The sequence below is a fragment of the Rhodoglobus sp. genome (assembly GCF_053580035.1).
This window is the reverse complement of the sequence record NZ_JBMDVL010000001.1, coordinates 629,843-647,264: the sequence shown is the minus strand read 5'-3', so window position 1 is coordinate 647,264 and position 17,422 is coordinate 629,843. Positions and strand designations below refer to the sequence as shown.

The window sequence follows — 17,422 nt, the reverse complement described above, 5'->3', positions numbered from 1 at the left end:
CAGGAGCGGCGCGCGTTACAGCGACTCGGTTACCGAATCGTTGTCATTTTCGGGGTTGTTCACACCGGGCATGCACCCTTCTCACAACTCGCACAAAGACGCGGTTGTCACAATGTCAGTATGTTCCGATCGAGATTCGTAGTTGCGCTGTGCGCCGCGCTCTACTTTGCCGTGCTGGCGAGTCTCGCATTCGTGAACGCTCCCGGCGCTAATGGCCGTTATTGGCTGTGGCCGATCCTCGCCTTTATCCCCGTCGGAGCATTTCTCGTGTGCCTGTTTGGGCGCCGTCGGTGGTGGGCAGCGCTCGCGTTTAGTGTGGTAGCTGCCGCCTGGCTTGAAGCCGCTCAGACCGTATGGATGCCCGCGGGCTACGCGAATGTGACCGACATCCTGCTGGCCGCTCTCGGCGCCGGGCTTGGTGTTTCATCCGCAGCCGGAGTCGCACTGTGGTGGGAACACTCGCAGCGCGCCAACAGCTCTGCGGTCGCAAAACCCGTGCGCAACCTTTCGTCGAACCGACGCGCCTCCGCCAGCAACTCGGCGACACCGCTTAACCTCGATCGGTGACCGACGACCGCTACTCGAATGATGTGCTCGCTGACTTTCGGCGCGAACGCACGCCAACTATTCTCCCCAAAGTCCCCATCGAGTCCGGGATGGTTATCGAAGTCATCGCCGACGGTTACGTTGGGGCGCTCGTGCGGCATGCCAACGGCCTCATCGAGCTCGAGGACCGCCACGGTCGCTCCCGCGCATTTCCGCTCGGACGCGGCTACCTCATCGACGGTGTTTCTGTTGAGCTGACCAAGCCGGTTGCCCAAGCCTCGGCCCCCCGCACGACGGCATCAGGCTCGCGCGCAGCACCAGAACAGCGTGCGCGCACCGCGCTGGCGAGTCGCATCTATGTCGAAGGCCGTCACGATGCAGAACTCGTCGAACGGGTGTGGGGCGATGACCTACGAGCCGAGGGCGTTGTCGTGGAGTTCCTCGGTGGCATTGATGACCTCGAAGCGATCGTGGCAGACTTCGCCCCGACCTCCGAACGCAAGCTGGGAATCCTTGTCGATCACCTCGTCGCTGGCTCAAAGGAGAGTCGAATTGCGGATGCCGTTGGCCGCGGAAAGTACGGAAAGTACGCTCTCGTGGTCGGGCATCCATTTGTGGATGTTTGGCAAGCAGTTAAGCCTCAGAGTCTCGGAATTGCTGCCTGGCCCACCATCGCTAGAGGCACCGAGTGGAAGCACGGAATCTGCGAAGCGTTCGGCTGGCCCCACAACGATCAAGCCGACATCGCGCGAGCGTGGCAGCACATTCTGTCGAAAGTTACGAGCTACTCTGACCTCGAGCCTGCGCTCTTGGGTCGGGTAGAACAGCTGATCGATTTCGTTACGGTTGATCAGGAATCGTAGCGGGCGACCCTAGTCGAGCTGGGGTAGTACTTCGCGGGCGAGGAAATCGAGCTGGTCGAGGTCGTGGAAGTCCATGAGTTGGAAGTACACGCGCGTGAAGCCCAACGTCTGAAGCTCCGAGATCTTGTCAACGACCTCGCTCGCTGTACCGGCGAATCCTCCGGCGCGCAGCGCGGTCGGGGTGCTGTTTGCGGCCGTGGCACGCGTGTCGATTTGGGTTTCTGTTGCGCCGACAGCGGTCGTGCCAGCGATCGACAGCACGAGTGTTTCGGGATCACGGTCGAAGTGCTCGCAGGCGGCGCGCACACGATCGATTCGTTCTTTTAGGGGTGCTATGGTCGCGAACCCAGCGTTGTATTCGCTGGCAAATTTTGCGGTGAGCGCTGGTGTGCGGCTCGGGCCGCTGCCGCCGATGATGATAGGCAGTGGGCTCTGCACAGGCTTGGGAAGCGCGGGGGACTGGTTCAACCGGTAGTGCTTTCCGTCATACGAGAAGGTTTTTCCCGGGTCGGTGCCCCAGATGCCGGTGATCACGTCAAGCTGCTCTTCGAGCATCCCGAATCGCTTCGCAGGAAAAGGAATGCCGTAAGCGTCATGTTCGCGCTCGAACCAGCCAGTGCCAAGCCCTAGCTCGATTCGTCCGCCAGACATGTCGTCAACCTGCGCTACCTGAATCGCCAGGATTCCCGGATGCCGAAAAGTGGCCGACGACACCAGCGTGCCCAATCTGATCGTGGAAGTTTCGCGCGCGAGCCCTGCCAACGTCGTCCAGGAATCGGTGGGTCCGGGCATCCCACCATTGCGGTCATCCATTGTCAGGTAGTGATCAGAGCGGAAGTAGCCGGTGAAACCAAGCTTCTCTGCCGCCTGCGCGAGAGTGAGCTGGTCGGTGTAGGTAGCGCCATTTTGCGGTTCGGTGAAAATGCGGAAATCCATATCCTGAGCCTATTGATGATTAGACTGGGTGGCGAACACGGGAGTCCGGTGAGCCGGGCTGAGAGGGAGCTTCTCCAAGCTTCGACCGTCGAACCTGATCTGGATCATGCCAGCGCAGGGAGCAGACACTCTTAGAACCCGTGCCATTCATCAAATGAAAGGCACGAAAGTGACCACAACAGCACCATCTTCTTCCCCATCCACCACGACTGGATCGCGTTTTCAGTGGCGCGTCATCGATATCGTCGTTGCGAGCGTTATTGGCGTCGCAAGCGGCCTCGTCTTTGTTGTCTGGAACATTGTTTCTTCACCGGTTACGGCACCACTTGAGGCGCTTCTTCCTGGACTGCAGTCGCTCGGCTACGGTTTCTGGCTTTTCGCCGGCGTCTTGACCGCACTCGTTATTCGCAAACCGGGCGCCGCGATCTATGGCGAAATGGTTGCCGCATCAGTCTCCGCGCTCATCGGAAACCAGTGGGGCGCGCTGACGCTTGTCAGCGGTCTAACGCAGGGCCTTGGCGCCGAGCTTGTGTTTGCGGCGTTCCTCTACGCTAACTGGCGTGCTAGCGGCGCTGTGCTTGCTGGTGGAGGCGCAGGTCTCGCCCTAGCGATTACTGACCTCACACTCTGGTACCCGGGCGCAGAAACGATTTTCGCCATCATTTATACGATCTCAGCGATCATCGGCGGCATGTTGGTCGCTGGTCTCCTGTCGTGGCTTGCCACTCGAGGTCTCGCCGCGACCGGAGCGCTTAGCCGCTTCGGCGCTGGTCGTGAGATTGCGAAGCGGGTCTGACCTCGATAAAGCCTGCTGGCGTCACCGTCGAAGGATGGGGGTGGCGCCACTCCAGCAGGCTCGCTTGGGCCGTGCGTGGTCTTGACTTGCGCATTGACCCCGGCGAACGAGTGCTGCTCCTTGGAGAGTCTGGGGCGGGAAAGTCAACCTTCCTCCACGCCCTTGCCGGGGTAGTTGGAGACGACGAGGGGGAGTCGGAAGGCTTCCTTCGTGTTGATGGCGAGCATCCGGCAGCGCACCGTGGCCGAACGGGCCTCGTCATTCAGGACCCTGACAGCCAAGTGATTTTGGAGCGCGTCGGTGACGACGTTGCCTTCGGTTGCGAGAACCTCGGTGTGCCTCGTGATGAGATTTGGCGGCGCGTTCACGACAGTCTCGTGGCTGTAGGGCTTGACCTTTCCCTTGATCGCAACACCAGTGCACTATCCGGGGGCCAGAAGCAACGACTCGCCCTCGCTGGGGTTCTGGCTATGCAACCTGGTCTTATCGTTCTCGATGAGCCAACAGCCAATCTCGATCCCGCAGGGGTAATCGAGGTTCGGGATGCTGTGATCCGGGTTGCCGAAGCAACAGGGGCCACGATTGTGGTTGTCGAACACCGTGTTGCCGTGTGGAGTGACGTCGTCGACCGCGTTGTTGTTCTTGCTGCTGGTGGGGGTGTCATCGCCGACGGTGTTCCCGCTGAGGTGTTGTCGCGTCAGGGGCGCGAGCTTGCGGCGCGGGGCGTCTGGGTTCCCCGGTTTCCTCCCCAGCGCCCTCACCGTGCCGAACGTGGAGCGCCACAGTCACTTCTGACAGCTGAACAGCTAGCATTTGGTCGCGGCAAAAGTGCGCTTGGTGACCCTCGTGAATTTGACGTGATGAGCAGTCGGGCTCTCGCGATCACTGGACCTAACGGTGCTGGCAAATCAACGCTGGCAATGACTTTGGGCGGCTTGCTTCCCCCCGTCAGTGGTGCCGTGGTGGCGAGTGATGCTCTCGCGAGCGGTGCCGGCGAGCATCCGATCCGCTGGAAGTCGCGCGAACTGCTCACCCGCATCGGCACCGTATTTCAAGACCCAGAACACCAGTTACTCACAAATACTGTGCGCGCTGAACTTGAAGTTGGCCCCCGGGCGCTCAAACTTTCCGACATCGAAGTGGATGCTCGGGTTGACGAGTTGCTCACACGGTTGCGGCTTGATCGGCTCGCCGAAGCCAACCCCTTCACACTCTCGGGAGGCGAGAAGCGTCGGTTGAGCGTCGCCACGTCGCTCGCTACGCGCCCGAAAGTGCTCGTGCTCGACGAACCCACGTTTGGTCAAGACTCACGAACCTGGAGCGAATTGCTCGCGCTACTGGCTCGACTCGTGGATGACGGCAGCAGCGTGATTGCTGTCAGTCACGATCTGGAGTTTGTCGATGCGCTCGCGGACGACACGGTGGTGCTGAAGTGATCCCGATATCCTCGGTAAACCCTGTGGCAAAACTTGGTGCCGGCCTTATCGTGAGCCTGTTTTTGATCGTCACCATTGACTGGGTATCTGCCAGCACGGCACTCGTGCTGGAACTCGCAATCATTGTCTTTCTGGGAATCGAGCCTCGCCGTTTCTGGTTGCGCACTCTGCCAGTGTGGATCGCCGCCCCGCTGACTGCAGTCACGATCCTGCTCTACGGCCGATATGACGGTGACGTGTATTTTGAGTTTCTCCTCATCAGGATCAGTGACGGATCCATCGAGCTCGCGCTGGCAACGTTCCTGCGTGTTCTCGCAATCGGACTTCCCGCGGTGGTGCTGTTCATCTCGATTGATCCAACCGACTTCGCTGACGGACTTTCTCAGCGGCTGAGGCTTCCTGACCGTTTTGTGCTCGGAGCCCTTGCCGCCGTTCGGATGGTTGGCCTCTTTCTGGAAGATTGGCGTTTCCTCGAGCTAGCGCGGCGTGCGCGCGGTGTTGCTGACCGCGGGCGCATCCGTCGGCTTGCCGGTCAAGGTTTTGCTCTTTTGGTGCTCTCGATTCGCCGGGGAAGCAAGCTGTCGATCGCGATGGAAGCCCGAGGTTTCGGCGGCGATACTCCGCGAACGTGGGCGCGAGAATCTCGCTGGGGCGCGGCCGAGTGGGTAACTTTAGGGGTCGGTGCCGTTATTGGTTTGATTGCTACTGCGGTGGCCGTAATTTCAGGGAGCTGGAACTTCATTGTCGGTTAGCGATGACACCAGAGCGCGGTTCACCGCGGATCGTGCCCCTAGCGCGCACTGGCGTTGCCTCATCGACGGCCGTTCCGGCTCCGGAAAGACCGAACTGGGGCGAGCCATCGCACTGGCCTGGCCTGAGGTGCAATTGATCAAGCTCGACGACTTCTACCCCGGGTGGGACGGGCTCGACGAGGCGAGCGCAATGGTTCCCGAAATTCTGAGTTCGCTGCGCTGGCGAGAGTGGAACTGGCAGAGGAACACGGCAGGACAGTGGCACGAGCTCGACCCCAATCGCCCGATCGTCATTGAAGGCGTTGGGGCGCTAAGCCGCGCCTCGCAGCCACTCGCAGATCACACAATCTGGGTAGAACTCGACGACTCACGCCGCAAGAAACGTGCACTGGAACGGGACGGTGAAGCGTACGCTCCGCACTGGGAACGTTGGGCGAAACAAGAGCTTCGATTCATCGCCAGAGAAAACCCGAAAGATCTCGCCAAGGAGATCCGTGATGGAGCTCGTGCTGCTAGCTGGCCTTAGTCCAGCGCTGAATAAGATCCGTTCCGCGGGGGTTGACTGTCAGAACGTCTGATTCGCACGTCACGATCAAGCCGAGCATGTCATCGAAGTCACTGCGCGGAATCGTGTACGGAACCTCTTCAACTGGCTCGTCATTCAACACCGCCGAAGTCGTGTTCTCGTAGTTTGAGACATCCCAGTCACGGGGGATTGCGACATCCACGTTGATGAGGGCCTTGCCCGTGACAGTGCCGGTGTACGCCTGTGTGATGATCATGACCTGATCTTTCTTGGGCGCCGCCGTAATCGTGAAGGTGAGATCGGAATCGATCGTCAGATCGCCGTTCGCCTTCCACGTCCACGTTTGCCCACCGCTTGGCTCAACAGCGCTAGCCGGAACGCCCTCAATGGGCAATTCAACGAGGAGCTTTTCGGAAAGGTCAGTGGTGTCGAGTTCCCACGTGTGACCGAGAGCACACACCTGCATTGCTGTGGGAGGCTCGCTGGTGTCTGCAGGTTCGATCAGGGCACAACCTGACACCACCAGCAGTACTGCGGGCGCCAACAACAACGCACGGGAGCGCTTGCTCGAAATCATCAATCCTCCTGAAAACCGGGACACTCACGAAATCCTACGCGGTCGTGACCGCAAGACAGCCTAACGGGCGCTACGCCCATCCGAGTTCATGCAACTCTTCATCATCGATGCCGTAATAGTGCGCGATTTCGTGCACCAGAGTGACGTGAATTTGCGCTCTCAGCTCGTCAAGTGATTCGCAGATTGCCAGAAGCGGTTCTCGAAACAGGATGATGCGATCGGGCAGCTCGCCAAACCCGTACTGACCTCTCTCGGTTAGGGCAACTCCGTCATAAAGTCCGAGAACGTTGAGAGACCCATCCTCTGGACGGCTCTCGGTGACAAAGACAACATTTTCTAAACCATCGACAATTTCATCATCAAGAGCGTCGAGGCCTTCTACGACGAGGGCCTCAAACTGTTTCTCGTCGAGAGTTTCCATGGGTATAGCTTGTCAGTTGAGGCTGGGGACGAATCGCGCACAACATCGCGTTAAACAAAACAGTGACTTGGCACTGAAAGAAATCACACCGGGTGAAATCTACACCGGGTGAAATCTCGCGTGCCAAGCCACTATTTTCTTGGGGTGAACGACGGGGCTCGAACCCGCGACTTCCGGCTCCACAAGCCAGCGCTCTACCAACTGAGCTACGCCCACCAAGGTTGTTTTTCACCTTTCGGCGATAAGCAACTCTACAAGTGTATTACAGTCGCGAGGCAAATCCGTCCACTACGTCAGCAGAAATTATCTTGACCTGATCTGTAGTGGGGCCCGGCTCTCCAACAAAGACTGCCTTGCGGTAGTACTCGAGCTCGCGAATCGACTCGAGGATGTCTGCCAGGGCGCGATGTCCGCCATCTTTCGCCGGAGCATTGAAGTACACGCGAGGGAACCAGCGGCGTGAGAGTTCCTTGATCGATGAGACATCGATGCTGCGGTAGTGCAAGTGCGAATCGACGCGCGGCATGTACTTGGCCAAGAAAGTGCGGTCGGTGCCGATGGTGTTGCCGGCGAGCGGCGCCGAGCGAGGATTGGGAACGTAGCGCACGATGTATTCGTTAACGGCGAATTCCGCGTCCGCAAGCGAAACGCCATGAGGCATTTCATCGATAAGGCCGCTAGAGGTGTGCATTTGCGTGACAAATTCACCCATATTGGCGAGAGCTGCCGCACTAGGTTTGATGACGATTGTCATTCCCTCATCGACGGGAACGAGATCGTAATCGGTAATGACCACCGCAACTTCGACTAGTTCGTCGATTGCGACATCCAGTCCCGTCATTTCGCAGTCGATCCAGACCAGATATTCAGCTTGTGATGCCATGGGCCGATTCTACCGTTGATGCGGTGTCGCCAGCGTTCGTTCAAGCTTGTCTGGTAAAACTGGGGCATGACCGAATCAACTCCCACGCTCGCGCACGGCGACGAGTACATCGTGTTCTACGTCGGCGGCCCCTACGACGGCCAGAACGACAAGCGCATTGCAACCGAAGCAGGGTGGGATGATTATGTGACCCTGATTGCGGCAGACGCTGAAGGGTCAGAAACTCAGCTGCGTTATGACGCCCCTGTTGCCAAACAGGTCGGCGAACAAGTTCACGTGACCTACACGTGGGATAAAGCAGACAGCGACCCCTTGGAAGACCTTGACGAACGAAACGACCTCTAAGCCCGACGCCGAAGAAACACGGCCGACAGTTCTCTTCTTTTCGTCGGCTTTCTGCGACCCGTGCACAACGGCCCGCAACACCCTTGATCAGGTGTCGAAGCTCGTGACGAAGGTCGATTACGCAGAGTTGGATGTCGCCCGCCACCCTGACGAGGCGGAGCGCGCAGGTATTGTCTCAACGCCGACGATCGTCATTGTTGCCGCCAACGGTGACGAAGTTTTTCGGGCGCAGGGCGCACCGACGGTGAATCAGATGCTGGTTGCGCTCGCGAAAGCGATGTAGCGCGCCGACACGCTATCGCCGACACGCTATCGTTTAAGCCGTATACCCCGCCCTCGTAGCTCAGGGGATAGAGCAGGAGCCTTCTAATCTCTTGGTCGCAGGTTCGAATCCTGCCGAGGGCACTCGAATAGAGGGGCTGACGATGACGCACCAACCCAATAAGACGAATGCAACTGCGGCTAGCGTTGCCGATTTCATCGCTTCTGTCGATTCTGATCGTCGTCGTCATGAAGCAGAGTCTCTGTTGCAGATCTTTGAACGTGCTTCTGGACAGGATGCCGTGATGTGGGGACCGTCGATCATCGGTTTCGGGTCAAGTCACTATCGTTATGCCACCGGTCGAGAGGGCGACACTGCGACTATCGGGTTTTCGCCCCGTAAAGCAAAGATTTCGCTGTACACGGCGCGAAACTTTCGGGAGTTCCCGGAATTGCTTGAACGTCTAGGAACCCACGAACTTGCGGTCGGCTGCCTCTATGTGAAGAAGCTTTCCGATATCGATCTGACGGTTCTTGAGGAGTTGCTTGTGCGCAGCTACGACATTGCCAAAGTCGATTACGACGCCAGAAACGCCCAAGGCTGAACTGTGGCAGTCCCAGTGAAACGCAGAGCTCTAGTGGCGTTAGTGCTCGCCGGCTCAATTGCGGGTGTTTCTGGTTGTGGGGGAGGCCCTCAGCCGACTGTCGCAACTTTTGAGGTTGCTGGTGGTGAGCAATACAAGATTGAACTTGCTACTCCCGAGCTGATTGAGCACGCGAAGGCGTTGCTTGCGGGGGAGAGCCTGGCCGCCATTCCCAATGGCGTCGTTGTTCGTGGCGATTCGGCGGTCAATGAGCCATGGTCGTGGCACATCGATCCGGCAACACTTGAATTCGCGAACGTCACAATCGAAGTGTGCGACGGAATCCCGCAGTATGTCGAAGACGAAATCATCACCTCGGACCGATTCTGTCCTTGGTCTGCGCGGGTCGTTGCAGTCGACGGACCTGGCGACTAGGACCGATAAATTACTTGCGGTCGGGCGTCACGACAGTCGTAGGTGCAGTGTGGCCACTGCTTGACGGGGCGCTGCCTGCAGCAGTGGCGGTAGAACCACTTGCCGCAGCAGTGGTGTTGCTCTGGGAGGCTTCCTCGGCGGCCTGACGTGACGCCCACTCCTGCTGCTTCACGACCAGTTCGTCTTCGGCTTCGCCCGTCTCGTACTTCCAGCTTGCGAGGTCTTGAGCGAATAGCTTCTTGGCGCGGCCTGGGCGTGCTTGCCAATCGAGGAGGCCTTCTTGAAGTTCCGCAAGGTCTTGTTCCGCTTGGAAGCTGTAGTTGACGGAGTTCTTCTTCATTGTGGCGAGCTTGTGTGCTGCCCAGTCGGCAGCAATATTGGAACCTTTGAGCGGAAGAAGGCGCACGCGCACTTCGGCTTCGCTTGATTGGTGGTCGACGTGCTCTTTTTCGCCAGCAGAGAGCGTGCTCCAGGCTGCAGCGCGGCGGCCCGAAGAAATGAGGGCTGCGACAGCGGCAGCTTTGGCCTGGCGATCTTGCTGACCGATGAGTCGACGCAGAGACGAGCGGGCGATCAGGCCAACGATTATTCCTCCGACGATGATCGCGAGGAAGGGCACAAGGGCGCCGGTGACGAAGGCCGTTCCCTGATCGGAGTTGAACCAGTCAACGAGGTCGTTCCACCACTGAAGAATCATGTTGGAACTGTAACCCCGCTAGTGAGCGAGGGCGCATAGCGACAGGCGCGTCACATCAAAATCGAAAGATATCGAGGGCGTCATCAATCGACCAGAAGTCTCCGAGCGGCAAGAATCGACGCTGTCGTTGCAGCATCCGCTTGGCCTGGAATCGGGCACCTGCTGCTGACTGCCAGCGGTGCACGTAGCCGAGCACTTCTCCGTCGGGGCGTGTAATCCGCCACAAGTCGTCGTTGAGCTCGACGGTGACAATGCCCGATTTGATGGAGTGCGCAGTTTCAGCGAAGTCGAGGGTGGTCATAATTGCTCCTTCGGTCAGCGAGGCCAATGTGTGTTGTTCGAATATATGTTCGAACACTGACATTTGGCGGTGAGCTGTCCACAGAGCGTTAACGAGAAAACCGGGGCCGCCTGATGAGAGCGGCCCCGGTTTCGCGGGATGGAGCGAGCGAACGTTTAGCGGAGGGTAGTTCCATCAACGGCCAGCGGCTCGATTGCGGCAAGCTCTTCTTCGGAGAGAGCTGCACCGTCAAGGGCCGCGAAGCTGTTTTCCAACTGCGCTACGCTGCTGGCTCCGACCAACGCCGAGGTGACTTGCGGATGACGTAGCACCCAGGTGAGAGCAAGCTGCGCGAGACTTTGTCCACGGTTCTGGGCAATCTCGTTGAGGGCACGGACGCGCTGGAGGTACGTGTCGCCGAGCGGGCCAGGCTGAAGCCAGCGACCCTCGGAAGCACGCGAACCATCCGGAATGCTGCCATCCATGTAACGGTCGGTCAGTAGTCCCTGCGCAAGTGGGGAAAATACGATGCTTCCCGCGCCGATCTGGTCGAGAACGGGGAAGAGACCATCTTCGATGTGGCGGTCGAACATGTTGTAGCGCGGCTGGTGGATCGTCAGCGGGATGCCGTATTCCGCGAGCGCTTCTTCGGCAGCCAGCGTTTCTTCGGGGTTGTAGTTCGAGACACCGACGTAGAGGGCCTTGCCTGAATTGACCGCGGTCGCGAGGGCGCCCATCGTTTCTTCGATGGGGGTTTCGGAGTCGGGGCGGTGGTGGTAATAAATGTCGACATACTCAAGGCCCATGCGGTCAAGACTCGCGTCGAGCGATGAGAGCAGGTACTTGCGCGACCCACCGTCTTGGTGCGGGCCAACACCCATCTCGTAGCCAGCTTTGGTCGAAACAATCATTTCGTCTCGATATGGCACGAAGTCATCAGCAAAGATCTCGCCAAAGTTGCGTTCTGCTGCACCAATTTCTGGGCCGTAGTTATTGGCGAGATCAAAGTGGGTGATGCCGAGGTCAAACGCGCGGCGCAGAATTGCACGCTGCGTGGCCTGCGGGCGATCAGAACCGAAATTGTTCCACAATCCTAAAGAGATCGCGGGAAGTTTGAGGCCACTGTGGCCTACGCGGTGGTACTCGGTGGAGTCGTAACGGTGGGGAGAGGCGTCATAAGGCATACGTTCAGCATATGCCCAGAGACTGGGGGAACACGGAGCGTTGGATGAGCGTTGTATGAGACATCCAGCCCAAGAAAGTAGGCTCAACTTATGCACACATTTCATCTCGCAGGCGGCTGTTTCTGGTGCCTCGATGCGGTCTACCGCACCCTCAATGGCGTTACCGACGTAGTTTCTGGATACACCGGTGGCACTGTGCCCAACCCCAGCTATGAACTGGTCTGCACTGAGACCACTGGGCACGCTGAAGCGGTTGCCGTCACCTTTGACCCTGAGATCATTCCCGACGAAGTCATTCTCGACGTGTACTTCACGCTGCACGACCCGCGTCAACTCAATCGGCAGGGCAACGACGTTGGTTCGTCGTACCGTTCCGCGATGTTCTATGACGGTGACGAGCAGAAGGCTCTTTTTGAGGCAGCTCGAGACCGCGCATCCGAATACTGGGATGGCGGCATCGTTACCACAATCGAACCTCTCGACGCCTACTACAAGGCCGAGGAATATCATCAAGATTTCTTTGCGAAGAACCCCGGTCAGGGCTACTGCATGGCGGTAGCGCTGCCCAAGGTCAATAAGATTCGCTCCTCGTTCTCCAGCTACATCCGCTAGTTCGGTAGCAATGGGCTCGGTGAGAGCTCTTGGCTACTTGCTGCGGCAAAGTGGCGCTGCGCCGTTCGACAAAGAAGGTCTTTATCTTCTGAGTCGGGCGGCGTAGGTTCGTTAACGAGCGACGCTGGTGTCGCCTCACTAATCGAAGGAGGTTCGGAAATGACTGATCACACTCTGACCGGACAAACCTGGGTGGCATTCACACAGGCTGGAGCAGTCGGCTCAGTTCATCGAGTCACTGATGGTTTCACCTTCAAGTTATTGAGCGACGAAGGGTTCCGAGGGGTTTATCCCACCCTCGATGCTGCGAAGGCAGCCCTGCACGCGAATCTGCTGCCTGGCACCGCGTGGCCGGAGTTCCGCGAACACTAGACAACCCACTTCTCCTAGTCACTGTTGCCGCGGGCGCGGCATCCACAGATCGCTGTGCCCGCGGTGACTCATGTCTGCGCTGCCGAACACTAATGAGTGACGGATGTCGGGTCGACTTCCCGGCACGAGTGTCGGCCCGCATCTGTCTCCATTCACTGTCGCTGCACACCGCTGCAGCGACGCAGACAGAGGAGCAGAAATGACAGACAACATCACGGTCTCCGGGCTCGTAGCAACGGCGCCTCGCCACATCGTTACAGGCGAGGGGCTGCCGATCACTTCCTTTCGCCTTGCCTCGACTCAGCGCCGGTTCGATCGAAGCAATCAGCGATGGATCGACGGCGAAACGAACTGGTACACCATCACTGCCTTTCGGCAATTGGCGATCAACAGCGCAACGTCGGTAGCCAAAGGAGATCGCGTGGTTCTCGCAGGGCGGCTGCGCATTCGGGAGTGGGAGAATGCGGACCGGAGCGGAACCAATATCGAAATTGAGGCTGATTCTCTAGGGCACGACCTCATGTGGGGCACCGCTCAGTTCTCCAGAACGATCGCCAACGCAGGCAGTGCTGGCAGTGCTGGCGCAGGCCAGCATGGTGGCGATAGTGCGTCGGCTCACGATCGCTTTGAGCCGGCATCGGCAGGAGAAGAAGGCTCAGAGGGGCGAGACGACTCAGAGTCATCTCGCGCCGAGACGGAAGAAACCGAAGACCGGGAGCTCGAGCCAGTCACCCCGTTCTGAGTGGATCGTGCGCGCAGGCAATCTAGACTTGAGGCGGCCCTGAAGGCAGAAGGCCACCGAAAGGATTGCAATGCGCGTACGACCAGCTCACCGAACCGGCGGAGCAATCGCGCTAACCCTTGTGGCTGCAATGACGCTCAGCGGATGCGTGGCGTCAGCGCCCGCGCCAGCACCGAATGTCACACCGAGCGCTGATGCCTCGAGCACACCATCGCCAGAAGTAACGCCCACTGGCCCCATTTTGCGTCCCGGTGAGTCAGCTGCCGCAAACCGTCAATTCTTCGACCTCATCAACACCGAGTATCACGACGCAAACGGCCGCGGCGACGGCCGCAGCATCGTTGACAACCTCATTGCTAACGGCTTCGTCAAGCAAGACATGGAAGTCACTCCAGACAACACCGCAATAGGAATCGCTGCGGACTCCATCGTGGTGTCGGTGCGGATCAAGGGCGAGTGTCTTCTCGGTCAGTTCACGCCGAACAATTTCGTCTCATCCATCGAGCCGCTACTCGGTACCGGTGGCTGCCTTGTCGGAAAGACGCGCACAATCGACTGGTAGTACCCCGAACGGGTTCGACTGAGCTCGAAGCCTCCGTAGAATGGTCCCATGGCCGAATTTATTTATTCCATGGTGCGCGCGCGAAAAGCGGTCGGTGACAAGCTCATTCTCGACGACGTCACGATGTCGTTCTATCCCGGAGCAAAAATTGGTGTGGTCGGGCCCAATGGTGCCGGTAAGTCGACCATCCTCAAGATCATGGCGGGGCTCGACACGCCAAGCAACGGTGAGGCTCGACTGAGCCCCGGCTACAGCGTCGGAATCCTCATGCAGGAACCTGAACTCGACGAATCCAAAACCGTTCTAGAGAACGTTCAAGAGGGCGTTGGCCCCATCAAAGCTAAGGTCGATCGCCACGCTGCCATCGGGCTCGAAATGGCAGAACCAGATGCCGATTTTGATGCGCTCATGGCCGAAATGGGCTCGCTTCAAGAAGATATCGATGCCGCAGATGCCTGGGACCTCGACTCCCAGCTTGAACAGGCAATGGATGCCCTGCGCACGCCGCCCGGAGACTGGCCAGTCAACAAACTCTCCGGTGGAGAGAAGCGCCGCGTTGCGCTCACCAAACTCCTCCTACAGAAGCCTGATCTGCTGCTTCTCGATGAGCCAACTAACCACCTCGATGCCGAAAGCGTTCTCTGGCTCGAGCAGCACCTCTCCAAGTACCCGGGCGCCGTACTGGCCGTAACCCACGATAGGTACTTCCTCGACCATGTCGCCGAATGGATTGCCGAAGTCGACCGCGGTCACCTTTACCCCTATGAGGGCAACTACTCGACCTACCTCGAGAAGAAGCAAGAACGCCTCCAAGTGCAGGGCAAGAAAGACGCCAAGCTCGCCAAGCGACTCTCGAGTGAACTCGAATGGGTGCGCTCAAACTCCAAGGGCCGTCAGACCAAGTCGAAAGCGCGACTCGCACGCTATGAAGAAATGGCGAACGAGGCGGAGAAGACCAGAAAGTTGGACTTCGAAGAGATCGTCATCCCCATGGGACCGCGACTCGGAGCACAAGTCATCGATGCCAAGAACCTCAAGAAGGGCTTCGACGAGCGCATCCTGATCAACGGATTGAGCTTCACTCTTCCTCGAAACGGAATTGTTGGAGTCATCGGGCCAAACGGTGTCGGTAAGACCACACTCTTCAAGACCATTGTTGGGCTCGAACCCCTCGACTCCGGAGACCTGAAGATCGGTGAGACCGTCGACATTTCCTACGTCGACCAGAGCCGTGGTGGCATCGATCCCAACAAGACACTGTGGGAAGTCGTCTCAGACGGCCAGGACTACATTCAGGTAGGAAAGACTGAAATTCCGTCGCGCGGCTACGTCTCCCAGTTCGGCTTCAAGGGGCCCGACCAGCAAAAGAAAGCTGGAGTTCTTTCCGGTGGTGAGCGCAACCGTCTCAACTTGGCGCTGACGCTCAAGCAGGGTGGAAACCTCTTGCTGCTTGACGAACCAACTAACGACCTGGACGTTGAGACTCTCGGAAGCCTCGAAAACGCCCTTCTTGAGTTCCCCGGCTGCGCTGTGGTGATCACTCACGATAGGTGGTTCCTCGACCGCATCGCGACCCACATCCTCGCCTATGAAGGTACCGAAGCGAACCCGGGCTACTGGCACTGGTTCGAAGGAAACTTCGACGCCTACGAAGAGAACAAGATCGAGCGACTCGGTCCAGACGCCGCAAAGCCGCACCGCAGCGCCTACCGCAAGCTCACTCGCGACTAGGGATGAGACTTCACGTACCACTCCCGCTGCGCTGGTCAGACGTTGACGCGTACCAACACGTCAACAATGCCGAAGTGTTTCGCCTGCTCGAAGAGGCGCGCATCCACGCATTCTGGCCAGCTGCGGGAGTGGATGCGCCCCTCACCGCTGTTCTTGACGGTCGCCCCGGCGGCCCAACCATGACGCTCATCGCGCGGCAGGAGATCGAATACCTGCTGCCGATTCCGTACATGCGCGAACCCATTGATATCGAGATGTGGATCGGTCGCGTCGGGGGAGCAAGCCTCGAAGTCTGCTATCAAATACACACGCCGGCAGGGATCGAACCTCGCGAACTATTTGTTCGCGCGTCAACGACGCTTGTGCTCGTGGATGCCGCGACCTCTCGCCCTCAACGCATCAGTGATGAGCAACGTGAAGTATTCGCCCGTTACGTCGAAGAGCCTCTGCAGTTCGCTAAGCGCCGCTAGCCTGCCGCGTTCGTGCGCCCTGCTAGCTAACCGGATCAGCTAGGGCTTGCGGCCGTGTCATCGCCGTCATCGTCTCGGAATTCTTCGTCGAGATCGGTCGGGTCAAGCCATTCTGCAATCGCGTGCGCTCCGCGAGCTTCAAGCAAGTGTTCGGCGTACTGGAAGAGTTCTTTGCGGTTTTCGACGCCTGAGCCCAGCGGCAGCGCCACGTTGATTCCTGCTGCTGACGACTGTGCTGGAGTGAGATCGACTATTGCCGCCACCACAACGAGGAACGATGCTGGACTCTTGGCGCCGCGCAAGTAGTCGACGACTTTGCCGTCCAGCGACTGCGCATCGAGCTTCCCTTCGCCGCTGATAATCACGTCGGCACTGCCAATTACGTCGCTGAGTCCTGTCGTGTCAGCGACGAGTTGGGCTCCGCGCACAAGTTCTGCTGAGAAGAGCGCGACGAGTGGCGCCGCAGTACCACCGGCCGCACCCATGCCGGGCAGGGCTGCGATTCCGGCGGCGGAAAAGCGGCGGTCGGCTACCAGCGGGTGGTCGGCTAGCACCTGCGCTAGTCGGGTGAGTCCGGCATCCAACACTGTAATTTCGGATGCCGTTGCCCCTTTTTGTGGAGCAAAAACGTTGGCAGCGCCTCGGCTCCCCGTGAGCGGATTGGTGACGTCGACGGCGATGTGCCACTTCGTCTCCAGTGCGCCGGGGATAAGCCCGCTGAGGTCAATCGTGTTGAGTGCGGTGAGCGCGCCACCTCCGGGCGCTAGCTCGTTTCCTTCGACGTCGAGGAGGCGTGCTCCGAGGGCGCGCAGTAGGCCGCTGCCTCCGTCGGTGCTGGCAGAGCCACCGAGAAAGAGGGTGATGTCGCGGGCACCTCGTTCGATGACGCTGGCGGCGATGAGACCGACGCCGTAGCTATCGGCTCGCAGCGGTTCAGCAGCGATGTCGCCGACATGGGGGAGTCCGTTTGCTTGAGCGGCTTCGATTACGGCGCGATGTCCGTCGAGATCGAAACCGTAGCGGGCGTCACGTTGACGGCCGAGGGCATCGACGGTTGAGATGGTAAGGGCGGGCTGAAGCCAGGCGGAAAGCACAGCATCGAGGGAGCCTTCTCCGCCGTCGGCCATGGGAAAGGTGAGGACCGTGGCAGTGTCGGGAAGCATCTCTCTAACGCCGCGTTCCAGGGCGGCTGCGGCATCCGCTGCGGTCAGGCTGCCCTTGAAGGAGTCGGGCGCGATGATGACGACGGGGTTCTCAGTTGCTGGCACCCTTCGACCCTAGCGCGGGCGAGCCGAGCACGAAGCCAAGGGCGGGGCAAAGCGGCGGAGCTATGGCACTGAACAGTGGGGCGCGAAAAAAGGGGCCGCCCGAAGGCGACCCCTTTTCGTAGATCACAGTGCTCAATGCACCG

The 17,422-nt window shown here is 59.1% G+C and carries 24 protein-coding genes and 2 tRNA genes; 17 read left to right on the top strand and 9 right to left on the bottom strand.

From position 1 onward, the window contains the following. Positions 1 to 120: 120 nt before the first annotated feature. Both ACOH1Z_RS03145 and ACOH1Z_RS03140 read left to right on the top strand, forming a co-directional pair. Complete coding sequence (locus ACOH1Z_RS03145) at positions 121 to 567, top strand: VanZ family protein (protein WP_449647027.1); 447 nt, start codon at positions 121 to 123, stop codon at positions 565 to 567. Then, positions 564 to 1,409 (top strand): DUF3097 domain-containing protein, encoded by an 846-nt coding sequence (locus ACOH1Z_RS03140; RefSeq protein ID WP_449647026.1) that lies wholly within the window; start codon positions 564 to 566, stop codon positions 1,407 to 1,409. The genes ACOH1Z_RS03145 and ACOH1Z_RS03140 overlap by 4 nt, the downstream gene beginning before the upstream one ends. A gap of 9 nt (positions 1,410 to 1,418) precedes the next feature. Here ACOH1Z_RS03140 and ACOH1Z_RS03135 read toward each other — a convergent pair whose 3' ends face one another. Further along, entirely contained in the window at positions 1,419 to 2,345 is a 927-nt protein-coding gene (locus ACOH1Z_RS03135; protein ID WP_449647025.1) for an LLM class F420-dependent oxidoreductase, read from the bottom strand. 154 nt (positions 2,346 to 2,499) lie between these two features. Between ACOH1Z_RS03135 and ACOH1Z_RS03130 the strand changes: the two genes are divergently transcribed. The 4 genes from ACOH1Z_RS03130 (at position 2,500) to ACOH1Z_RS03115 (ending at position 5,855) form a co-directional block, all read left to right on the top strand. Beyond that, complete coding sequence (locus tag ACOH1Z_RS03130) at positions 2,500 to 3,141, top strand: ECF transporter S component (RefSeq protein ID WP_449647024.1); 642 nt, start codon at positions 2,500 to 2,502, stop codon at positions 3,139 to 3,141. A gap of 71 nt (positions 3,142 to 3,212) precedes the next feature. Next, positions 3,213 to 4,577: an ABC transporter ATP-binding protein gene (locus ACOH1Z_RS03125; RefSeq protein WP_449647023.1), complete on the top strand. Its 1,365-nt coding sequence runs from the start codon at positions 3,213 to 3,215 to the stop codon at positions 4,575 to 4,577. Next, the gene (locus ACOH1Z_RS03120; RefSeq protein WP_449647022.1) at positions 4,574 to 5,329 is read left to right on the top strand and encodes an energy-coupling factor transporter transmembrane component T family protein; all 756 of its coding nucleotides are present in this window, start codon (positions 4,574 to 4,576) and stop codon (positions 5,327 to 5,329) included. The genes ACOH1Z_RS03125 and ACOH1Z_RS03120 overlap by 4 nt, the downstream gene beginning before the upstream one ends. Continuing rightward, entirely contained in the window at positions 5,319 to 5,855 is a 537-nt protein-coding gene (locus ACOH1Z_RS03115) for a nucleoside/nucleotide kinase family protein (protein WP_449647021.1), read from the top strand. Before ACOH1Z_RS03120 ends, ACOH1Z_RS03115 begins: the two co-directional genes overlap by 11 nt. Here ACOH1Z_RS03115 and ACOH1Z_RS03110 read toward each other — a convergent pair. The 4 genes from ACOH1Z_RS03110 to orn form a co-directional block, all read right to left on the bottom strand. Further along, positions 5,842 to 6,432, bottom strand: coding sequence for a hypothetical protein (locus ACOH1Z_RS03110; protein WP_449647020.1), 591 nt, complete (start codon positions 6,430 to 6,432; stop codon positions 5,842 to 5,844). The genes ACOH1Z_RS03115 and ACOH1Z_RS03110 overlap by 14 nt on opposite strands. A 70-nt stretch (positions 6,433 to 6,502) precedes the next feature. Then, positions 6,503 to 6,853, bottom strand: coding sequence for a metallopeptidase family protein (locus ACOH1Z_RS03105; RefSeq protein WP_449647019.1), 351 nt, complete (start codon positions 6,851 to 6,853; stop codon positions 6,503 to 6,505). Positions 6,854 to 6,993: 140 nt separating this feature from the next. Then, a tRNA-His gene (locus ACOH1Z_RS03100) sits at positions 6,994 to 7,069 on the bottom strand. 46 nt (positions 7,070 to 7,115) lie between these two features. After that, positions 7,116 to 7,736 carry an oligoribonuclease gene (gene orn, locus ACOH1Z_RS03095; protein WP_449647018.1) on the bottom strand — a complete coding sequence of 207 codons (621 nt, stop codon included), beginning with the start codon at positions 7,734 to 7,736 and terminating at the stop codon, positions 7,116 to 7,118. Between the two features lie 66 nt (positions 7,737 to 7,802). On the opposite strand from orn, the gene ACOH1Z_RS03090 reads away from it, so the two are divergent. From ACOH1Z_RS03090 to ACOH1Z_RS03070, 5 genes are all read left to right on the top strand, one after another. Next, positions 7,803 to 8,081, top strand: a complete 279-nt coding sequence (locus tag ACOH1Z_RS03090) for an oligoribonuclease (RefSeq protein ID WP_449647017.1) — start codon at positions 7,803 to 7,805, stop codon at positions 8,079 to 8,081. After that, on the top strand, positions 8,059 to 8,364 hold the full coding sequence (locus ACOH1Z_RS03085; protein WP_449647016.1) for a thioredoxin family protein: 306 nt from the start codon (positions 8,059 to 8,061) through the stop codon (positions 8,362 to 8,364). The genes ACOH1Z_RS03090 and ACOH1Z_RS03085 overlap by 23 nt, the downstream gene beginning before the upstream one ends. A gap of 49 nt (positions 8,365 to 8,413) precedes the next feature. Then, positions 8,414 to 8,486: transfer RNA gene (locus ACOH1Z_RS03080), tRNA-Arg, on the top strand. Positions 8,487 to 8,506: 20 nt separating this feature from the next. Then, positions 8,507 to 8,947, top strand: coding sequence for a DUF1801 domain-containing protein (locus ACOH1Z_RS03075; protein WP_449647015.1), 441 nt, complete (start codon positions 8,507 to 8,509; stop codon positions 8,945 to 8,947). Between the two features lie 15 nt (positions 8,948 to 8,962). Further along, on the top strand, positions 8,963 to 9,361 hold the full coding sequence (locus ACOH1Z_RS03070; RefSeq protein WP_449647014.1) for a BP74-related protein: 399 nt from the start codon (positions 8,963 to 8,965) through the stop codon (positions 9,359 to 9,361). Positions 9,362 to 9,371: 10 nt separating this feature from the next. On the opposite strand, the gene ACOH1Z_RS03065 is transcribed toward ACOH1Z_RS03070, so the two are convergent. The 3 genes from ACOH1Z_RS03065 to ACOH1Z_RS03055 all read right to left on the bottom strand — a co-directional run bounded on the left by ACOH1Z_RS03065 (position 9,372) and on the right by ACOH1Z_RS03055 (position 11,522). Then, positions 9,372 to 10,058, bottom strand: a complete 687-nt coding sequence (locus ACOH1Z_RS03065) for a hypothetical protein (protein WP_449647013.1) — start codon at positions 10,056 to 10,058, stop codon at positions 9,372 to 9,374. 55 nt (positions 10,059 to 10,113) lie between these two features. Further along, positions 10,114 to 10,359, bottom strand: coding sequence for a hypothetical protein (locus tag ACOH1Z_RS03060; protein ID WP_449647012.1), 246 nt, complete (start codon positions 10,357 to 10,359; stop codon positions 10,114 to 10,116). Positions 10,360 to 10,514: 155 nt separating this feature from the next. Then, positions 10,515 to 11,522 (bottom strand): aldo/keto reductase, encoded by a 1,008-nt coding sequence (locus ACOH1Z_RS03055; RefSeq protein ID WP_449647011.1) that lies wholly within the window; start codon positions 11,520 to 11,522, stop codon positions 10,515 to 10,517. 90 nt (positions 11,523 to 11,612) lie between these two features. Between ACOH1Z_RS03055 and msrA the strand changes: the two genes are divergently transcribed. The 6 genes from msrA to ACOH1Z_RS03025 all read left to right on the top strand — a co-directional run bounded on the left by msrA (position 11,613) and on the right by ACOH1Z_RS03025 (position 16,011). Beyond that, positions 11,613 to 12,134 (top strand): peptide-methionine (S)-S-oxide reductase MsrA, encoded by a 522-nt coding sequence (gene msrA / locus ACOH1Z_RS03050; RefSeq protein WP_449647010.1) that lies wholly within the window; start codon positions 11,613 to 11,615, stop codon positions 12,132 to 12,134. Positions 12,135 to 12,293: 159 nt separating this feature from the next. Next, positions 12,294 to 12,506 carry a methyltransferase gene (locus ACOH1Z_RS03045; protein WP_449647009.1) on the top strand — a complete coding sequence of 71 codons (213 nt, stop codon included), beginning with the start codon at positions 12,294 to 12,296 and terminating at the stop codon, positions 12,504 to 12,506. A gap of 199 nt (positions 12,507 to 12,705) precedes the next feature. Beyond that, the gene (locus tag ACOH1Z_RS03040) at positions 12,706 to 13,248 is read left to right on the top strand and encodes a single-stranded DNA-binding protein (protein WP_449647008.1); all 543 of its coding nucleotides are present in this window, start codon (positions 12,706 to 12,708) and stop codon (positions 13,246 to 13,248) included. A gap of 70 nt (positions 13,249 to 13,318) precedes the next feature. Then, entirely contained in the window at positions 13,319 to 13,810 is a 492-nt protein-coding gene (locus tag ACOH1Z_RS03035; protein WP_449647007.1) for a DUF6993 domain-containing protein, read from the top strand. Positions 13,811 to 13,858: 48 nt separating this feature from the next. After that, positions 13,859 to 15,541, top strand: a complete 1,683-nt coding sequence (gene ettA, locus ACOH1Z_RS03030) for an energy-dependent translational throttle protein EttA (RefSeq protein WP_449647006.1) — start codon at positions 13,859 to 13,861, stop codon at positions 15,539 to 15,541. Positions 15,542 to 15,543: 2 nt separating this feature from the next. After that, complete coding sequence (locus ACOH1Z_RS03025) at positions 15,544 to 16,011, top strand: acyl-CoA thioesterase (RefSeq protein WP_449647005.1); 468 nt, start codon at positions 15,544 to 15,546, stop codon at positions 16,009 to 16,011. Positions 16,012 to 16,046: 35 nt separating this feature from the next. Here ACOH1Z_RS03025 and ACOH1Z_RS03020 read toward each other — a convergent pair whose 3' ends face one another. Continuing rightward, the gene (locus ACOH1Z_RS03020) at positions 16,047 to 17,279 is read right to left on the bottom strand and encodes a glycerate kinase (protein ID WP_449647004.1); all 1,233 of its coding nucleotides are present in this window, start codon (positions 17,277 to 17,279) and stop codon (positions 16,047 to 16,049) included. Between the last annotated feature and the right edge of the window lie 143 nt (positions 17,280 to 17,422).

What these genes read in the sequence shown, in the direction of transcription:
- ACOH1Z_RS03145 (WP_449647027.1), top strand. Translation starts at nt 121, where the DNA reads ATGTTCCGATCGAGATTCGTAGTTGCGCTGTGCGCCGCGCTCTACTTT.
- ACOH1Z_RS03135 (WP_449647025.1), bottom strand. Translation starts at nt 2,345, where the DNA reads ATGGATTTCCGCATTTTCACCGAACCGCAAAATGGCGCTACCTACACC.
- ACOH1Z_RS03130 (WP_449647024.1), top strand. Translation starts at nt 2,500, where the DNA reads ATGAAAGGCACGAAAGTGACCACAACAGCACCATCTTCTTCCCCATCC.
- ACOH1Z_RS03110 (WP_449647020.1), bottom strand. Translation starts at nt 6,432, where the DNA reads ATGATTTCGAGCAAGCGCTCCCGTGCGTTGTTGTTGGCGCCCGCAGTA.
- ACOH1Z_RS03105 (WP_449647019.1), bottom strand. Translation starts at nt 6,853, where the DNA reads ATGGAAACTCTCGACGAGAAACAGTTTGAGGCCCTCGTCGTAGAAGGC.
- orn (WP_449647018.1), bottom strand. Translation starts at nt 7,736, where the DNA reads ATGGCATCACAAGCTGAATATCTGGTCTGGATCGACTGCGAAATGACG.
- ACOH1Z_RS03090 (WP_449647017.1), top strand. Translation starts at nt 7,803, where the DNA reads ATGACCGAATCAACTCCCACGCTCGCGCACGGCGACGAGTACATCGTG.
- ACOH1Z_RS03075 (WP_449647015.1), top strand. Translation starts at nt 8,507, where the DNA reads ATGACGCACCAACCCAATAAGACGAATGCAACTGCGGCTAGCGTTGCC.
- ACOH1Z_RS03065 (WP_449647013.1), bottom strand. Translation starts at nt 10,058, where the DNA reads ATGATTCTTCAGTGGTGGAACGACCTCGTTGACTGGTTCAACTCCGAT.
- ACOH1Z_RS03060 (WP_449647012.1), bottom strand. Translation starts at nt 10,359, where the DNA reads ATGACCACCCTCGACTTCGCTGAAACTGCGCACTCCATCAAATCGGGC.
- ACOH1Z_RS03055 (WP_449647011.1), bottom strand. Translation starts at nt 11,522, where the DNA reads ATGCCTTATGACGCCTCTCCCCACCGTTACGACTCCACCGAGTACCAC.
- msrA (WP_449647010.1), top strand. Translation starts at nt 11,613, where the DNA reads ATGCACACATTTCATCTCGCAGGCGGCTGTTTCTGGTGCCTCGATGCG.
- ACOH1Z_RS03045 (WP_449647009.1), top strand. Translation starts at nt 12,294, where the DNA reads ATGACTGATCACACTCTGACCGGACAAACCTGGGTGGCATTCACACAG.
- ACOH1Z_RS03040 (WP_449647008.1), top strand. Translation starts at nt 12,706, where the DNA reads ATGACAGACAACATCACGGTCTCCGGGCTCGTAGCAACGGCGCCTCGC.
- ACOH1Z_RS03035 (WP_449647007.1), top strand. Translation starts at nt 13,319, where the DNA reads ATGCGCGTACGACCAGCTCACCGAACCGGCGGAGCAATCGCGCTAACC.
- ettA (WP_449647006.1), top strand. Translation starts at nt 13,859, where the DNA reads ATGGCCGAATTTATTTATTCCATGGTGCGCGCGCGAAAAGCGGTCGGT.
- ACOH1Z_RS03025 (WP_449647005.1), top strand. Translation starts at nt 15,544, where the DNA reads ATGAGACTTCACGTACCACTCCCGCTGCGCTGGTCAGACGTTGACGCG.